The sequence below is a fragment of the Bordetella sp. H567 genome (genome assembly GCF_001704295.1).
GTDB lineage: Bacteria > Pseudomonadota > Gammaproteobacteria > Burkholderiales > Burkholderiaceae_B > Bordetella_C.
Genome location: NZ_CP012334.1, coordinates 2,175,079 through 2,191,308, shown reverse-complemented (window position 1 = coordinate 2,191,308; position 16,230 = coordinate 2,175,079). Strand labels below are relative to the sequence as shown.

The window sequence follows — 16,230 nt, the reverse complement described above, 5'->3', positions numbered from 1 at the left end:
CTAGTGTACCGCAGCCGCCGGCGTCAGACTTCGACGCCGCGCGACGCCAGGTAGTCCTCGTAGCCGCCGCGATAATCGACGATTTCGCCGCCAGGCAGGATTTCGATGATGCGCGTGGCCAGGCCCGACACGAATTCCCGGTCGTGGGAAACGAAGAACAGCGTGCCCTCGTACTTTTCGAGGGCGAACTGCAGCGATTCGATGGATTCCATATCCAGGTGATTCGTCGGTTCGTCCAGCAGCAGCACATTGTGCCGGCCCAGCATCAGGCGGCCGAAGGTCATGCGGTTCTTTTCTCCGCCCGAGAGCACCTTCGGCGCCTTCGGCAGATCGTCCGCCGAGAACAGCAACCGGCCCAGCGCCGAGCGCACCGACTGGTCGTCGTCGCCCGGCTGGCGGTACTCGGCCATCCAATCGAACAGGTTGATGTCAGTCTGCTGGAATTGATCGGACACGTCCTGCGCCATGTAGCCGGCATCGGCGTTCTCCGACCACTTGATCGAACCGGAATCCGGTGCCAGGTCGCCCGCCAGCATGCGCAGCAGCGTCGTCTTGCCGGCGCCGTTCGCCCCGACGATGGCGATCTTTTCGCCCGCGTCGACCATCGCGGAATAGCCGCGGATGACCGGCGCGTCATAGGACTTGGATATGTTGTCCACGGTCACCGCCAGGCGGTGCATGACCTTGTTCTGCTCGAAGCGTATGTACGGGTTCTGGCGCGAAGAGGGCTTGACCTCGACCTGGTCCGCCTTGATGCGGTCGATCTGCTTCATGCGCGAGGTGGCCTGGCGCGCCTTGGATTTGTTGGCGGAGAAGCGGCGCACGAAGTCCTGCAATTCCGCGATGCGCTCCTTGGCCTTGGCGTTGGTGGCCGACAGGCGTTCGCGGGCCTGGGTCGACGCCAGCATGTAGTCGTCGTAGTTGCCCGGATAGATGCGGATCTCGCGATAGTCCAGGTCGGCCATGTGCGTGCAGACCTGGTTCAGGAAGTGACGGTCGTGGCTGATGATGATCATCGTGCTCTGGTAGCCGTTCAACACGTCTTCCAGCCAGCGGATCGTATTGATGTCCAGGTTGTTGGTCGGCTCGTCCAGCAGCAGCACGTCCGGATTGGAGAACAGCGCCTGCGCCAGCAGCACGCGCAGCTTCCAGCCGGGCGCGATCTCGCGCATGGGCTGGTTGTGCTGTTCGACCGCGATGCCCAATCCCAGCAGCAGTTCGCCCGCGCGCGCCTCGGCCGTATAGCCGTCGTACTCGGCGAACTTGGCTTCCAGGTCGGCCGCGCGCATGTAGTCCTCTTCGGAGGCATCGGCGTTCGCGTAGATGGCGTCGCGTTCGGACATCGCGGCCCACATGTCGGTGTGGCCCATCATGACGACGTCCAGCACGCGCTGGTCCTCGAAGGCGAACTGGTCCTGGCGCAGCTTGCCCAGCCGCACGCCCGGTTCCAGCGACACGCTGCCCGCGGAGGGCTCGAGGTCGCCGCCGATGATCTTCATGAAGGTGGACTTGCCGGATCCGTTGGCCCCGATCAGTCCATACCGGTTGCCGTCCCCGAACTTGACGCTGACGTTCTCGAAAAGCGGCTTGGGGCCGAACTGGATGGTGAGATTGGCGGTGGATATCACGTTGAGTCGAAAAAGGCGAGGCGAAAACCCATCAGTGTACCCGTTACGGCATGGAAGAGTCGTTCAGCCCCGCCCTGGCGCGCGGCGGTGACATGGCGATGGCGGCCCGCGACACGCCGCCGGCAAGCCGCCGCGCGGTCCCGCGCCCGCGATGAGGCCCTGCCAGCACCGCCGCAAAGCGGACTGCGACGTTTGGCTTAAGCCCGGTCCGCTGATTGTCAAGCTTCCGCAACGAGGATGTAATGCGAGCGAGAGCGCGACGGAGCGATGCACGCATACCGTCTGGCTGCCGCACACCGGAACGGTGCGCGGCAACGCCAATCAAGCGCCTCGTCCGGCCATGTGCCGGGCCGCCGGCGCGGGGCTGGCAGGCATCGAAAGGAAGACATCATGCTGCAGACGCTGGAAATCGAACACAAGCCCCAAGCCGCGCTGGTCTGGCTGTCCCGGTCCGATGTGCGCAACGCCATGGACGCGGAAATGGTGCGGGAATTAACCGACGCATATGCATCCCTGGCCGACGACAGCCAGGTCCGGGCGATCGTCCTGGCGGCGCGGGGCATCGCCTTTTGCACCGGCGCGGACGAAGCATGGCTGCGCCGCAGCGCGCAGGCCGGCGAGGCGTCGATCCGCGCCGACGGCATGGCCTGCGCGGCCATGCTGGAGACCATCTACCGCTGTCCCAAGCCCACTATCGTCCGCCTGCACGGTGCCTGCATGGGACTGGGCATGGGGCTGGCGGCGGCCTGCGATATCGCGATTGCATCGTCGCAGGCGACGTTCGCGCTGCCCGAAACGCGGCTGGGCCTGATTCCGTCCATCATCGCGCCGTACGTCCTGCGCGCGATGAGCCCCCGGGACGCCACGCGCTGGTTCCTGACCGGGGAGACCTTCAGCGCCGCCGAAGCCTGGCGCATCGGCTTCGTGCATGGCTTGTCCGAACCGGATTCACTGGACATGCGCATCGCCGCGCTGGTCGATACCTTCATGCTGACGGCTCCCGACGCGGTTGCCGCCACCAAGACGCTGGTCCATGACGCGCCAAAACGGCCGGGGGCGCATCGCGACGGTAATGACATCGCGGGCTACGGCACCCTGGCATCCAGAAACGATGCGGGCCCGGATAGCGACGGCAGCCTGGGGCGCAATCCGCCCTGGATGACGGGCATGCTGGGGGCCTGAAGCGGCCCTGTCCTGCCTACACGCCCGGATCCGGCTCTTCCGGCCGTAGGCGGCCCCGCTCCAGATTGACGCGGTAGCGGTCCAGCGCATTGAACAACAGCGGATTGACCAGGATGGACAGGATGGCCCCGGCGAGGATCAGGTCCTGCCCTGCCTTGGGCAGGATTTCCTGCGTAACCCCAAGGCCCGCCAGGATGAAGGAGAACTCGCCGATCTGCGCCAGGCTGGCGGAGATGGTCAGGGCCGTCAGCTGGGGATGGCGGAAGGCGCGGACGATCAGATAGGCAGCGATCGACTTGCCGACCAGGATGATCAGGAAGGTGCCCAGCACGCCCCACGGGTCGCGCAGGAGCACCAGCGGATCGAACAGCATCCCCACCGACACGAAGAACAGCACCGAAAACGCATCCCGCATGGGCAGCGATTCGTCAGCGGCGCGCTGGCTGAATTCCGATTCGGCCATCACCATGCCGGCGAAGAAGGCGCCCAGCGCGAACGACACGCCGAACAGCGCGGTGGCCCCGTAGGCGATGCCCAGCGCGCAGGCCAGGACCGCTAGCCGGAACAGTTCGCGGTTACCGGTATGGACGACGCGCTCCAGCAGCCACGGAATGATGCGCCGTCCGATCACCAGCATGACGGCGACGAAGGCGGCCACCTTGACGCCGGTCAAGCCCAGGATGGCCCACAGCGATGCACCGCCGCTTTCGGCTGCGCGGCCGCCCAGCGCGCCCGACAGCGCCGGGATCAGCACCAGCGCGGCGACCATGGCCAGGTCTTCGACGATCAGCCACCCGACGGCGATGCGGCCTTCGCTGGTATCGACCAGATTGCGGTCCTCCATGGCCTTGATCAGGACGACGGTACTGGCCACGGACAAGGCCAGGCCGAACAGCAGCCCCGCCCCCATGTTCCACCCCATCATGGAGGACAGGCCCAGTCCCATCGCGGTGGCGACGGCGATCTGGACGATCGCCCCCGGCACGGCGATGTGCTTGACCGACAGCAGGTCCCGCAGCGAGAAATGCAGGCCCACGCCGAACATCAACAGGATGACGCCGAGTTCGGCCAGCTCATGGGCCAGGCCGCTGTCGGCGGTGAAGCCCGGCGTATAAGGCCCGCACACGATTCCCGCGCATAGGTAGCCGACGAGCGGCGGCAGCTTCAGCCGAACCGCGATGGAGGCAAGAATGAACGCCAATACCAGACCGCCCACGATCGTCGTAATAAGCGGTGTGGAATGAGGCATGCAGGCTCCAGGGAATCGGGTGACGGCGCCGCGCGGCGCCATTCTGAACAATTGCTGAACGCAGTCGACCCGGCGAGGATATCACGCCCTCAGAGGGGGGCGTGGTCATGCAGGTGATCGTGTTCGTCCAGCACCAGGTGCACCATTCCGGGCTCCGTGGCCACGCCCACTTTCTTGCCGACCGGCAGCGTGGCCTTGGACGCGATATGGCCATAGGGCAGGCCCGTCAGCACCGGTACCTTCACGGTCTTGCGCAGCCAGGCGAGCACGGCCGGCATATCGAAGCCGGCATCATGCGCCGCCAGGCGGTAGTTGCTGAAGTGGCCCAGCAGGATGGCTTTCTGCCTTTGCAGGATGCCCGCCTGCCACAGCTGCGTCAGCATGCGCTCGACGCGGTAGGGATGTTCGCCGACGTCTTCCAGGAACAGGATGCCGCCCTTGATCTTCGGCATGTAGGGCGTGCCCACCAGCGATGCCACCATGGCCAGCGTGCCGCCCCACAAGATGCCGCGGCAGTCCACGGGATCCGCATCCGGGGTTTCGAAGCTGAGGATCTCGAGTTCGCCGCGCATCAGTTCGCCGAACAGGGCCGCCGTCAGCTCGTCCACCTGTGCGCCGCCGAAATCGGCGACGGCCGTCGCGCCGCTGTAGCTCACTTCCCCCGTCTGCGCCAGCAGGGCCAGGTTGAAGGCGGTGAAATCGCTGTGGCCGACGAAGCGCTTGCCGCTGTCGGCCACCGCCTTCCAGTCGATCATGGGCAGCAAGCGGCCCAGGCCATACCCGCCGCGCGTGGCCATCACGATGGGCTGCTTCTGCTTCAGTGCGCGCGAGAGGGCCTTCAGGCGCTGGGCGTCCGTGCCGGCAAAGCGCTGGTGCACCGAGGCCGCGGCGCGGTCGATCGCCGTCTTGAAGCCTTCGGCCTCCAGCCGCTGGCGCGCGCGCTCCAGGGTCGCGGGGTCCTGCACGGCGGACGACGGTGAAAACAGATAGATGCCTTGCTTGCTCATTGAGGATTTTCCTTGGTGCGGCGTGCCCGGAAGAACTGTCGCAGCACCTCGCCGCAGGGTTCCGCCAGGACGCCGCCATGAAACGACGTATGGTGATTGAGTTGCGCCACGGCGCCGACATCCAGCACGCTGCCGCAGGCACCGGTCTTGGGGTCGCTGGCGCCGTAACATACGCGGGCCAGCCGGGCATGCAGCATCGCGCCCATGCACATGACGCACGGTTCCAGCGTGACGTAGAGCGTCAGGCCCGGCAGGCGATAGTTGGACAGGCGCCGGGCAGCCGCCCGCAAGGCGACGATTTCGGCATGCGCCGTGGGGTCGGCATCGATGATCGTGCGGTTGTAGCCGGCACCCAGCACCTGGCCCTGCGCGTCCACGACCACCGCGCCCACCGGCACCTCGCCCACACGCCAGGCTTGCCGGGCCTGGTCCAGCGCCAGCTGCATCATGGCCGTGTCGAACGCCGCCTGTTCGGCGGCCGGCATGGCCGAGGCCGTTTCAACCACGGTACACCCGGGACTTCAAGGCGATGCGATGGGCCAGGCTGGTGACCGCCTCTTCCAGCAATTGATAGAGCTCGGCGTTTTCGTCGTAGCGGGCGTGGTTCAGGTTGGACACGCGGCCTTCCTCGATGAACCCCCAGGCGCGGCTGCGCTTGTCGCGATGCCGCGGATCCCATACGCCGAAGGCGATGCCGCCCGCGCCGCGGATCAGCGAAAAGCACGGGATATCGGTATAGCCGTCGCCCACGAACACCATCTGGTCGAAAGGCACGCGCAAGCGGTCTTCGGGCACCTTGCGATTGACCTCGAAGGGCTTGTTGCGGAACTCCCTGCCCACGATGCCCTTCTGGATATGAAAGAGATAGCGCGTCTTGTCGGTGAAGCTGACCAGCCGGCGCGGGAACTCGATGCCGCCGTCCTGGCCGTAGATGAATTCCGAGGCCCATATTTCCGTGAATTCGCGGGCGATGGGCGTGGCGCGCACGACGTCGCCGATGCCGCTGGAAATCAGGTAGAACTCCAGGGATACCTGCGGCTGGGCCTCGCGCACGGCGTCGCGCAGCCGCTGGAATACCGTCGTCACGCCGTCATGCAGAGGCAGCCGCCTGCCCCAGTCCTGCAGGCGCTCGCGCGTGACCAGGCCATGCGAACCGTCGCGCGAGAGCTGGATCATGCGATACAGGTAAGCGGGCACCGGATCCCAGTCCTGCTGAAACAGCAGCGGATCCACCTGTTCTTTCCAGAAGCTGGCCGTGTCCACGCCGATGCTCGCCAGGAAGCCCGACGTGCTGTCGGGCGCTAGCGTATCGTCGAAATCGAAGATCAGGGCAATGACGTCGGACATGGAAAAAGCGCGGCCGGGGAATAGCCGCCATTTTGCCTGATTTCACCTGGCGGCCGCAGCTTGCGGCGGGGCCGTGGTTTTCAACGGGCGCCGGGCATCGCGTGCGAGCACGGGGCCACGGGCCCGCCAAAGCGGGAAGGCAGGCAAAGGTAGACACGCCACGCGTGCCCAGGCGCCGCCTCGGATCGTGCGGTCTCGTCAGCGGGTCTCGGCTTGCGCCACGCGACGGCGCGTCTTGAGGAACCGCCATATCAAGCGCGAAGCATCCGGCCCCTGGCGGGCGTGAAAGCGCACCCGGCCATCGCCGCCGCTCCAGGCATGTCCCAGCTCCGGCACTTCGCACAAGCTCACCACGGTGCCGCGCCCCGCGGGTACGTCGGTGCGCCGATAGTGGCGCACCGTGCCCTCGCCCTCTTCCTGCTGGGGACCGGCGGCGTCCGCGTCCAGGCCGTTGGCCCACGCGAGTTGCGCCAGAAGGTGGACGCCGTTGCGCCGGTCCACGACCGCATCGCGGCCGCCCTGCAGGATGATGGCCGGCATGCCCGGAAAGCCGGCGCGGTCCCCCAGCAGCGGCGCCAGGGCCGCGTCCGGTGGCAGAGAGGCGCCGTGCCGCATGGTGCGCAGGCCGTCGGCGGCGCTGCGCGCGCTGCCCAGCACCGCGCCGGAATGCATCGCCAGGGCGGCGAAGATATGGGGATGGCGCAGCGCCGCCAACGCGGCCATGCTGGCCCCCGCGGACAGGCCCGCGATGTAGACGCGGGTGGGATCGGCGCGATAGTCCAGCGCCGCGGCGCTGGCGATGCCCGCGATCGCATCCGCCTCGGCATAGCCATGTGCCGCATCGGGCTGGTACCAGTGCCAGCAGCGATGCCGCTGGCCGCGCAGCGACTGCTGCGGATAAACCAGCAACAGGCCTTCGCGATCGGCCAGGCGATGCATGCGCGTGCCCACGGCGAAATCCATGGCGCTCTGTTCACAGCCATGCAGCATGACCAGCATGGGGCACCCCTTGCGCAGCTTCGGGGGAACATAGACGAAGTAGGAAAGGCGCACCGGCCAGGCGCCCGGCACGGCAGGGGTGCGGTAGACGCGCGACTTCCAGACGCCGGCGAAATCGGCGGCATCGAACTCCGGCGCCGCGTCGGCAGCCGCGGGCTTGCGCGTCGCGGGGGACTTGGCGGGAGGGCGGCGCGCGCGCTGCGGCGCCCTTTCATCGAACAGCCCGGGCATGCCCAGCCGCCACGCCGTCCGTTGCAGGCGTGCCACCTTGCGCGCGGTGGAAAAGAACAGCGTGGACAACTTGCTACGCATCGCGATATGCCTGCGGGGATCACTATGCCTTGCATTAAACCCTTTATGCTGCATTGCAGCAACCCGCCGGGGAGCCACGGCCTCACGGCCCGGGCGCCGGCATCCTGGGCCCCGTTTTGCCCTGCTCATCGCGGCCGTCTGGTACAGCACTTGCAACCGCCCGGCGTCATCCGTCACCGAGGCTCGCCATGCGCTCTTTTCCCGTCCAGGTACGCAAGGGCCAAGCGCCCGACAAGCTGTCCCGGGAGCAATTCCGGCAGCGTTTCATGCGCCGCTTTCATGATCCGGCCTTCCGGCCCGAACAGGCAGCGATAGACCGCCTGGAGGCGATCGCATGGGATGCCTATCGCGACGGCCGCAAGGCACCCATCACGGAGAAAGCGGGCCCCGGCGCGGCCGATCCGGGCTACGACCTGTCGGTGGAATGGAAAGCCGCGGCGCATCGCCTGCGCGAAGCGGCGCGCGTACAGGCCGACCCAGGCACGCCGTCCCGGGTGCTGCTGATTGCCGGCGCATCGCGCAACGACGGCAGTTGTCCTGGCGAGATGTCCAAGACCTGGCGGTTGACGAACATCGCCAAGACCGAACTGGACGGCGCGGGCATGGAAACCGACATATTGGACCTGAGCCGCCTGACCTCGGAATACGAACGCATGATCTATCCCTGCAAGGGTTGCGTGTCGACCGCCATGCCGCTGTGCCACTGGCCCTGCAGCTGCTATCCCAACCACGCGCTGGGACAAGTCAACGATTGCATGAATGACGTCTATGAACAGTGGGTTCGCGCCCACGCGGTGATCCTGCTGGCCCCCACGTACTGGTATCAGTCGCCCAGCCCCTTGAAGCTGATGATCGACCGGCTGGTGTGCGCGGACGGCGGCAATCCCGATCCGTCCTCCACTTCCGGCAAGGACGCCGCCAAGGCCAAGGCCCTGGAGCTCGCGGGCTGGCCTTATCCCAAGCACCTGGCCGGACGCGTCTATGGCCTTGTCGTCCATGGCGACGTCGCAGGCATCGAGGGCGTGCGGCGCGCGTTGAGCGACTGGCTGGACTGGATGGGGCTGATCGATGCAGGCGCCAAGGCGCGGCTGGACCGTTATATCGGCTACTACCAACCCTATGCCACCAGCCACGATGAACTGGACGGGGACAGCGCCGTGCAGGAAGAAGTGCGAAACGTGGCGCGCGCCGTCGCCGCCGCGGTGCGGCAGCAACGCGAGGGGCGCCTGGTACCGCCGGACGAAAAATTGAAGAACCCACGTCCGAAATAGCGCCGATGCGGCCGGTATGCAAAACGGCCCGCGTTCAAGCGGGCCGTTTTGCCATGCCGCGTACTCGCCTGTTTACTGGCGCGGCATCTGGCCACCATAAGGTGCCGGCGTGCCGTAGCCGCCAGGCGGCATGGCGGGCGGCGGGGCCACCGGCGTGGCGGGCTGCGAGTAGCCCGGTTGCGTGTAGCCGGGCTGGGTATAACCCGGCTGCCCGGTCCCGGCCGGCGTGCTCCCCGGCGTACCCGCGGGCACGGGGATGACCGTTTCGCGCAGCACGCCGCCGCCGGTCACACTGCCCTGCACCGAGGTACTGCCCTGCCCGGACATCTGGGCCATGCAGTCCTGGCGCTGGTCCGCCGGCAGGGCGTTGCAGCGCGCCATGGCGTTGCTTTGGGCATCGGCAGGCGCGGTAAGGCCATTGCGGCGGCGCTCGACCAACGAGGCGCCCGCTTCGCGCAGGCAAGCCGCCTGGTCCTGCCCGCTGGCGCCGCTCTTGCAGCGCGCCACGTCTTCGCGGTACTGCGCGTCCGTGCCGGACGCAGACCATGCCGGCGCCGCGGCGCCCATTACGCCCGCGGCGCAGAATGCCAATCCGATTGCCGACAATTTCATTCGATGCGTCATGCTTGACCTCCCAGTCGATGGCCGCCCTGGGGCGGCGCGTTCGTCAAAGCTATGGTCCAGCAAGCGCCGTGCCCACGGATGAGCATAAACGCTCACGCACGGCCGCGCACCGTGTCGACGTCCAGGCGCCTGAAAATCAGGGTCGACAGCAGCGTGACGCCGCCCACGCAGATGAAGGTCCAGCGGAATCCCCAGGCGTCCGCGTGGGCGCCCTGGGAGAACAAGCCCACCAGGCCGCCGCTCAGGCTCACGCCCAGGCTCAGCGCCAGCATCTGCACCATGGAGAACAGGCTGTTGCCGCTGGCGGCGTCCTCCACGCTCAGGCCCTTGAGCGTGACGCTGTTCATTGCCGCGAACTGCATGGAATTCGCCCCGCCGAAAATCGCCAATTGCGCGATCTGCAGCGCCAGCGGCCATCCGGGCGCGATCAGGGCGAACGACATGATGGACACGCCCACCACCACGGTATTCACCGAGAGAAAGGTTTCATAGCCATGGCGCCGTACCAGCGGGGCCACCCAGCGCTTGGTGATCAGCGCCGCCAGCGCGGTGGGGAAAATCATCATTCCCGCGTAAAGGGGTTCGTAGCCCAGCTGCAATTGCAGCAGCAAGGGCAGCAGGAAGGCGACGCCGCTGCTGCCGATGCGCGACACCAGGTTGCCCACCAGCCCGGTGCTGAAGGTCTCGTCGCGAAACAGTCCCAGCCTGAACAGCGGACGCGGCCGCCGCCGCGCATGGGCGATATAGGCCGTCACCGTGAGCACGCTCAGCGCCATGAGGCCGGCGGTGTACACCGCGCGGCCGGAACCGTCCGTGCCCTCCATGCCCAGGGAGAACGCCACCATGCATGTCGACAGCAGCGTGAAGCCGATGAAATCGAAGGACGGCGTCGAGGCAACGGGTTCGGGTGGCAGGTATCGGCGCACGGCGATCAGGCCGACGATGCCGATGGGGATGTTGATCAGGAAGATCCAATGCCAGCTGAACACCTGCACCAGCCAGCCGCCCGTCATGGGGCCGATCATGGGGCCGACTTGTCCCGCGATGGAAATCAGCGCGAGCGCCGCGATGTAGGCCTCGCCCCGCACGCTGCGCAGAACGGACAGGCGCCCTATGGGTAGCAGCATCGATCCGCCCACGCCCTGTACGACGCGGGCGATTACCAACTGCGGCAGGTTCGCGGCCATGGCGCAGAACAGCGAACCCAGCACGAAGATCAGGATGGACGTGAAGTAGACGCGGCGGGTGCCGAAGCGGTCGGCCAGCCAGCCGGATGCCGGCGTCAGCATCGCCATCGACAGCGAATACGCCACGATCACCGGCCGCATCGCCAGCGGCAGTTCATGCAGGCTGTCCGCCATGGCCGGCAAGGCGGTATTGACGATCGTGGCATCCAGCGATTGCATGAAGAACCCCGCGGCGACCACCCACAACATGCCCCGGTGTGACGAACTTTCCTTCATTTCCCCTCTCTATGGGCGGAGCGGCCGCGACGCGCGCGGCGCCTCGCGCGCCCGGACGCCGGCAATCATAGGCCGATCGCCTATGATCGCGAAATCCGCCGGAAGCAGGCCCTGCAACCCGGGCTTTTCACGGCATATTCATTCAGTCATTCGTCAGCACCGCGCATTGGCGCGACGGCCGAGGGAGGCCCTTGTTGAATCGAGTTATTCCGTTTTCCACGCATCCCCGCGCGATCGGCGTGCAAGTATTCGGCAACGCCGTGGATCATGGCGACGCCGCCCGCCGCATGACCGCTTATCTATCCGAGCTCGGGCTGGTCGAGCTCGTCGCCACCGAGGCGTGGCACGATGACGACGGGCCGGTGTCGGGCTTTCGCCTGGCGGACGCTGCGGCCGAGGCCTGGACGCCCGATCACGACACCACCCGCCTGGCCGACGCGCTGGCCGCGCGCTTCCCGGATGCCGCGCGCAACCTGGAGCGCGAGATCGTGCTGGCCATGCTGGCCGCGCCGGTGTCCTTTCGCTATCCCAGCCTGGACGAGTTCGTCTCGGCCGTGCGCATCAAGCTGAACATCGTGCATGCCGCCAGCCGAACCGAACTGGCTTTCGATACCGAGCATGCGGAACGCCCCGAGGATTACTGGACCTACGACGAAAGCCGCGGCTTTACGATCCTGCCCGGCAAATCGTTGATCGAGGGGCTGATCAAGGCGACGCAGCCGGAAGCCTCCGGCAAGCGGTATTCCTTTTCGTGCTATCGCGCGACGGAATACGTCACGCTGCTGGGCATCGCGCAGGAGCTTGTCGTCAGCAATCCCGCCCTGCTGGCGCAACTGCAGCATCACTGGGAACAGCGCGCCATCATGTCGGGCCTGTTCCACGACGTGTTCCTGCGCGAATACGGTTCGATGGAAGACCCGCTGCCGCCTCGCTTCTACGTGCCCGGCGACCGCCTGTGGTTTCGCAATCCGGACGAGCGTTCCTCCAACGTCGAAGGCTTCGAAGGCTCCTGGATTTTCTACCTGGGGGGCGGCATGTTCAATAATTTCTGGAACCACCAACGCCCCTTCAGCCTGACCGCCAAGTGCGTGGAGATCTACCACTGGCGCGACGGCGTGTACACCGACGCCGAGGGAGTGCTGCGGGTGGATGAAACGCGGGTGGAGCCGCGCGTGCGGGCGTCGATGGCGGACCCCGCGGAAATCGATCGCATCCTCACGCAGATGGTGCGGCTGCGCGAGCCGCGCGGCGTGTATATCGATGGCGGCTGCATCGACACCACGCGCGAATGCGTGCGCTGGGTGCGTCCGGGCACCACGGACCTGGTGCTGCCGGCGCTATAGCCTGGCGCGCCGCGACGCCGTGCGATGCGGTGCCGTGCGGTGCGGTGCGGCGCTGCGCGCTTCAGCGCGGCAGTGCTTGCGACCCGCGCCGCCATCGCGTACCCGCTTATCGGCTGTTTTGCAGCGCGCTGTAGACCTTGTAGCCTACGCGGCCGTCCTGGGGCAGGCCCAAGCGCTGCTGTTCCTCGGCCACGGCCTGGCGCGTCTTGCTGCCGGGGATGCCGTCCGGCGTGCCGATGTCATGGCCGCGCGCGGCCAGCAGGCCCTGTAGTTCCTTGATCTGCGCGCGCGACAACCCCGGGTCGTCCGTCGGCCAGGCCGCGATGAGTCCGGGGCCGCCCTTCAGCCGGTTGGTCAGCAGGCTGACCGCCAGCGCATACTTGTGCGATTGGTTGTAGTGCAGGATCGCATCGAAATTGCGCGTCGCAAGAAAGGCCGGCCCTTGCGACCCCGTGGGCGCGAACAGATAGGCCTGCACGGACTCCCAGGGCAGCGACATCGGAACGGCGGACAGCGGCGTTCCGTCCGCGCGTGTCACGCCCGCATCGCTCCATAGCGACAGTGGACGGCGGTCGTCGCGGTTCATGATTTCGTTATCGGGCGACGGGGGCAGCGTCGCGGCCATCGACGCGGGCAGGCGCACCTCGATGACGGCCGGCATGCCGCGCGTCCAGGTCGCCTTGCGCTTGAGCAGGTGATTCGCCGTGGACGCCAGCGCATCGGGCAGCGAACCATACAAGTCGATCCGGCCGTCGCCGTCGCCGTCGGCGGCCAATTCGTAGAAGGACGTCGGGATGAATTGCGTCATGCCGAACGCCCCGCTCCACGAGCCGATGAAGCGGTCGCGCGTGACGGTGCCGTCGCGCAGCAGCCGCACCGACGCATACACGTTCTTCACCCACAAGGGCTTTTGCTCGGTGCAGGCGCGGGTCAGCCACGCATTGAGCACGTCCACCTTGCCCAGCTGCGAACCGTAGTTCGTCTCGATGCCGAAGATCGCCACCAAGGGCTCGCTGTCGATCTGGTAGCGATCATCGATCGCGGCCAGCGCATCGTGCGATTTGGCCAGGACGGTCCTGCCATCGGCCACGCGCTGGTCGTCCACGGTCTTGGCGATGTAGTCCCACCAGGTCTCCTGGCCTTCGGGCTGTGCCTTGGCCGCCGCCACGGTGACGGCCAGCAGTCGCGTGTCCTGGGTGTAGCGGTCGAAGTCCGCCACGCTGATGCCGTTGGCCGGAGCGGATGCGCGCAAGGTCGCCAAGCACTGGGCGGGGTCGCGGTCCTGCTCGTCCGGCGTGCCGGCGGTGGACGACATCGGGCGTGCCATGGGCACATACGCCGGCGCCGCGGCGCCGGCCGGGGCCGTCTGCGGCTGCGGGGCGGCGACGCCGGGCGTCATGTCCTGCGCGGACGCGCTGGTCCCGGGCCGCGCACACCCCGCGATGCCGGCGCCGACGAGTATGGCCACCGGCAGCCAGCGCGGCGCCCGGCGGGACGAAAGAGGGAAACGGAACCTGGAGGACGAACGGGTCGAGCGATGCGTGGGCATATCGATATCGGCACGGAGGGAATGCGGAAGACCCGGGTATGGTAACGCGTGCCATCATGGCGGCCCTGGCGCCGAAGGACGGCCCACCGGCATCCATGCGCTTCGCCACGAATGACGGCGCCATGAACGCGCGGAAGACCGCCCCACCGATCAAGGCGCGCGTGGCGCCAGCTTCTCCACCAGGGCCTTGTGCGCGGGATATGCCGCGGCCAGCCGCTGCGCATCGGCGAGTTCGAATTCGCTGAATTCGAAACCCGGCGCGACCGTGCAGCCGGCCAGCGTGTAGCGGTCCGCGCGGACGCGCTCGGCAGCGAACCAGCAGCCGGCCGGCACGACGGCCTGGAACACGCAATCCGCGTCCTGGACGGCATTGCCCAGCCGATGCGTCATCAAGCCGCCCTGCCCATCCAGCACATGCACCAGCAATGGCCCGCCGGCATAGAAGTGCCAGATTTCATCCGAACGAATGCGGTGCCAGGCGGAAAAGGCATCGCCGCTGAGCAGGTAATAGATCGCCGTGCATGCGGACCGGTCGACCGCCCGCGCCGGACGATGCACGACTTCTTCCGCGCGATAGGTCTCGCGGTAATACCCGCCTTCGGGGTGCGGCCGCAGGGCCAGTCGGTCGATCAGGCGCGCCGCTTCCATGCGATCGGCGTCCATGTCAGCGCCGGCCCATGCACGAGGCCAAGGTGCGCCGCTGGCGGCCTTGCGCATCGAAATTCCCTGGCGCCAGCCATGCTTCGTAGCCGTCGCGCAAGGCGGGCCATTCGCCGTCGATCATGGCGTACCACGCGGTGTCGCGGGTGCGCCCCTTGTAGACGATGGCCTGGCGGAATATCCCTTCGAAGGTGAAGCCGTAGCGGATCGCCGCCTTGCGTGAGGGTTCGTTCAGGCTGTCGCACTTCCACTCGAAACGGCGATAACCCAGTTCGTCGAAGACGCGCTTCATGAAGAGGTACTGCGCCTCGGTGGCGTGGGCGGTCTGCTGCAACAGGGGCGAATAACTGACATGCCCGACTTCGATCACGCCGTTGGCGGGATCGATGCGCATCAGCGCGGCCGTCCCGATGGCCTTGCCCGAAGCCAGATCGACGATGACGTGGTGCATCGGATCGGTGCCGGCCGCGGCCTTGGCCATGTAGGCATCGAACGCCGCGGCATCGGTAAAGGGTTCGGTGGAAAGATAGGTCCACAACCGCCCGTCCGGCGCCTGGCTGTAGGCGTGGAAAAGGTCCGCGGCATGGCGGGCGGGATCCAGGGGCTCGATGCGGCAAAAGCGCCCCTGCATGGGCGTGGCGGGAGGACGCTGGCGCGCGGTCCATCCGGGCAATGCGTCGCCGATGGGTTGTCCGTATTCGTTGGTGCGGGTCATGATGGTTCGGATGTCGAGCTTCGGGCCGGTTTTACCGGGGCCTTTTGAGTTACTTCGCCAATTTTTCCAGCAGCGCCTGCGCCGCGGCGGGCGCATTCTCCTTGTGCCCGTTGATGAAGAAAATGAAGACGTCCCTGCCCTTGGCGCGCGCCTTGGCCGTCGCGGCGTCGACGCGGGGAAGGTCGTCGGGCTGCCCGCCGGCCGCCCAGGCATGGGCGCGCTCGGCCCACGCCTGCAAGGCCTTGGGCGCGTAGCCGGTACGATGGTCCGGACTGGACCGCATCAGCCGCGCATAGGCGAAATCGCCGGTCAGGTCGGCGAAGGATGGGTACTTCTCCGAGTCGGTGTAGACGGTGGCCACCTTGTATTTGCGCGCCAGCTTCAGATACGCGGCATCCATGAAGCTGTCGTGCCGCACGTCCATCACGTGGCGCAGGCTTCGGCCATCGACGCGGTCCGGCAGCAGCGCCAGGAAGGCCTCGAAATCCGCCGCGTCGAAAGCCTTGGTCGGCGCGAACTGCCACAGGATGGGGCCCAGCTTGTCGCCCAGCTCGCTGATCCCGCTGCCGATGAAGCGCTGCACGGATTCCCCCGCTTCGGCCAGTACCCGGCGGTTGGTGGCGTAGCGCGTCGCTTTCAGCGCGAACATGAAATCGTCGGGCGTCTCGTCGCGCCAGCGCGCGAAGGACGCCGGCTTCTGGGTGCTGTAGTAGGTGCCGTTCACCTCGATGGCCGTGACCTGCCGGCTGGCGTATTCCAGTTCGCGGCTGTGCGGCAAATCCTCGGGATAGAAGGTCTTGCGCCACGGCTCGTATGTCCAGCCGCCTATCCCCGTGCGTATACGACCTTCCGCCATGTGCTTGCTCCCGATGTCGATGTCT

14 protein-coding genes and 1 pseudogene are annotated in these 16,230 nt (G+C 67.0%); 3 read left to right on the top strand and 12 right to left on the bottom strand.

The genetic code is table 11. The annotated features are described in order from the left end of the window. Nucleotides 1–23: 23 nt before the first annotated feature. Entirely contained in the window at nt 24–1,628 is a 1,605-nt protein-coding gene (locus AKI39_RS09930; protein ID WP_066635040.1) for an ABC-F family ATPase, read from the bottom strand. A gap of 390 nt (nt 1,629–2,018) precedes the next feature. Between AKI39_RS09930 and AKI39_RS09925 the strand changes: the two genes are divergently transcribed. Continuing rightward, nucleotides 2,019–2,810, top strand: coding sequence for an enoyl-CoA hydratase-related protein (locus AKI39_RS09925; RefSeq protein ID WP_066635037.1), 792 nt, complete (start codon nt 2,019–2,021; stop codon nt 2,808–2,810). A gap of 16 nt (nt 2,811–2,826) precedes the next feature. Here AKI39_RS09925 and AKI39_RS09920 read toward each other — a convergent pair whose 3' ends face one another. The 5 genes and pseudogenes from AKI39_RS09920 to AKI39_RS09900 form a co-directional block, all read right to left on the bottom strand. Further along, a complete protein-coding gene (locus AKI39_RS09920) occupies nt 2,827–4,059 on the bottom strand; it encodes a cation:proton antiporter domain-containing protein (protein ID WP_076879685.1) in 1,233 nt (410 codons plus the stop codon). An 89-nt stretch (nt 4,060–4,148) separates the two neighbouring features. Continuing rightward, a pseudogene (locus tag AKI39_RS09915) lies at nt 4,149–5,054 on the bottom strand (LD-carboxypeptidase); the annotation flags it as partial. Nucleotides 5,055–5,062: 8 nt separating this feature from the next. Then, entirely contained in the window at nt 5,063–5,551 is a 489-nt protein-coding gene (tadA, locus tag AKI39_RS09910; protein WP_066635033.1) for a tRNA adenosine(34) deaminase TadA, read from the bottom strand. Nucleotides 5,552–5,564: 13 nt separating this feature from the next. Beyond that, entirely contained in the window at nt 5,565–6,413 is an 849-nt protein-coding gene (locus tag AKI39_RS09905; protein ID WP_066635031.1) for an HAD family hydrolase, read from the bottom strand. Nucleotides 6,414–6,611: 198 nt separating this feature from the next. After that, nucleotides 6,612–7,724, bottom strand: coding sequence for an extracellular catalytic domain type 1 short-chain-length polyhydroxyalkanoate depolymerase (locus tag AKI39_RS09900; protein WP_066635030.1), 1,113 nt, complete (start codon nt 7,722–7,724; stop codon nt 6,612–6,614). A gap of 188 nt (nt 7,725–7,912) precedes the next feature. On the opposite strand from AKI39_RS09900, the gene AKI39_RS09895 reads away from it, so the two are divergent. Further along, nucleotides 7,913–8,995, top strand: a complete 1,083-nt coding sequence (locus tag AKI39_RS09895; protein ID WP_066635027.1) for a flavodoxin family protein — start codon at nt 7,913–7,915, stop codon at nt 8,993–8,995. Between the two features lie 72 nt (nt 8,996–9,067). Here the strand turns inward: AKI39_RS09895 and AKI39_RS09890 are convergent, their stop codons facing one another. Both AKI39_RS09890 and mdtD read right to left on the bottom strand, forming a co-directional pair. Further along, entirely contained in the window at nt 9,068–9,607 is a 540-nt protein-coding gene (locus AKI39_RS09890; protein WP_076879684.1) for a hypothetical protein, read from the bottom strand. A 104-nt stretch (nt 9,608–9,711) separates the two neighbouring features. Continuing rightward, nucleotides 9,712–11,082, bottom strand: a complete 1,371-nt coding sequence (gene mdtD, locus AKI39_RS09885; protein WP_066635022.1) for a multidrug transporter subunit MdtD — start codon at nt 11,080–11,082, stop codon at nt 9,712–9,714. A gap of 194 nt (nt 11,083–11,276) precedes the next feature. Here mdtD and AKI39_RS09880 point away from each other — a divergent pair, with 194 nt between their 5' ends. Further along, nucleotides 11,277–12,425: a hypothetical protein gene (locus tag AKI39_RS09880; RefSeq protein ID WP_443103395.1), complete on the top strand. Its 1,149-nt coding sequence runs from the start codon at nt 11,277–11,279 to the stop codon at nt 12,423–12,425. A gap of 106 nt (nt 12,426–12,531) precedes the next feature. Here the strand turns inward: AKI39_RS09880 and AKI39_RS09875 are convergent, their stop codons facing one another. The 4 genes from AKI39_RS09875 to AKI39_RS09860 all read right to left on the bottom strand — a co-directional run bounded on the left by AKI39_RS09875 (nt 12,532) and on the right by AKI39_RS09860 (nt 16,205). After that, the gene (locus tag AKI39_RS09875; RefSeq protein ID WP_083228745.1) at nt 12,532–13,974 is read right to left on the bottom strand and encodes a lytic murein transglycosylase; all 1,443 of its coding nucleotides are present in this window, start codon (nt 13,972–13,974) and stop codon (nt 12,532–12,534) included. 150 nt (nt 13,975–14,124) lie between these two features. Next, nucleotides 14,125–14,637 carry a cupin domain-containing protein gene (locus tag AKI39_RS09870; protein ID WP_235610784.1) on the bottom strand — a complete coding sequence of 171 codons (513 nt, stop codon included), beginning with the start codon at nt 14,635–14,637 and terminating at the stop codon, nt 14,125–14,127. Between the two features lies 1 nt (nt 14,638). Further along, nucleotides 14,639–15,349 (bottom strand): GNAT family N-acetyltransferase, encoded by a 711-nt coding sequence (locus AKI39_RS09865; protein ID WP_066635019.1) that lies wholly within the window; start codon nt 15,347–15,349, stop codon nt 14,639–14,641. A gap of 49 nt (nt 15,350–15,398) precedes the next feature. Further along, on the bottom strand, nt 15,399–16,205 hold the full coding sequence (locus AKI39_RS09860) for a DUF72 domain-containing protein (protein WP_066635016.1): 807 nt from the start codon (nt 16,203–16,205) through the stop codon (nt 15,399–15,401). Between the last annotated feature and the right edge of the window lie 25 nt (nt 16,206–16,230).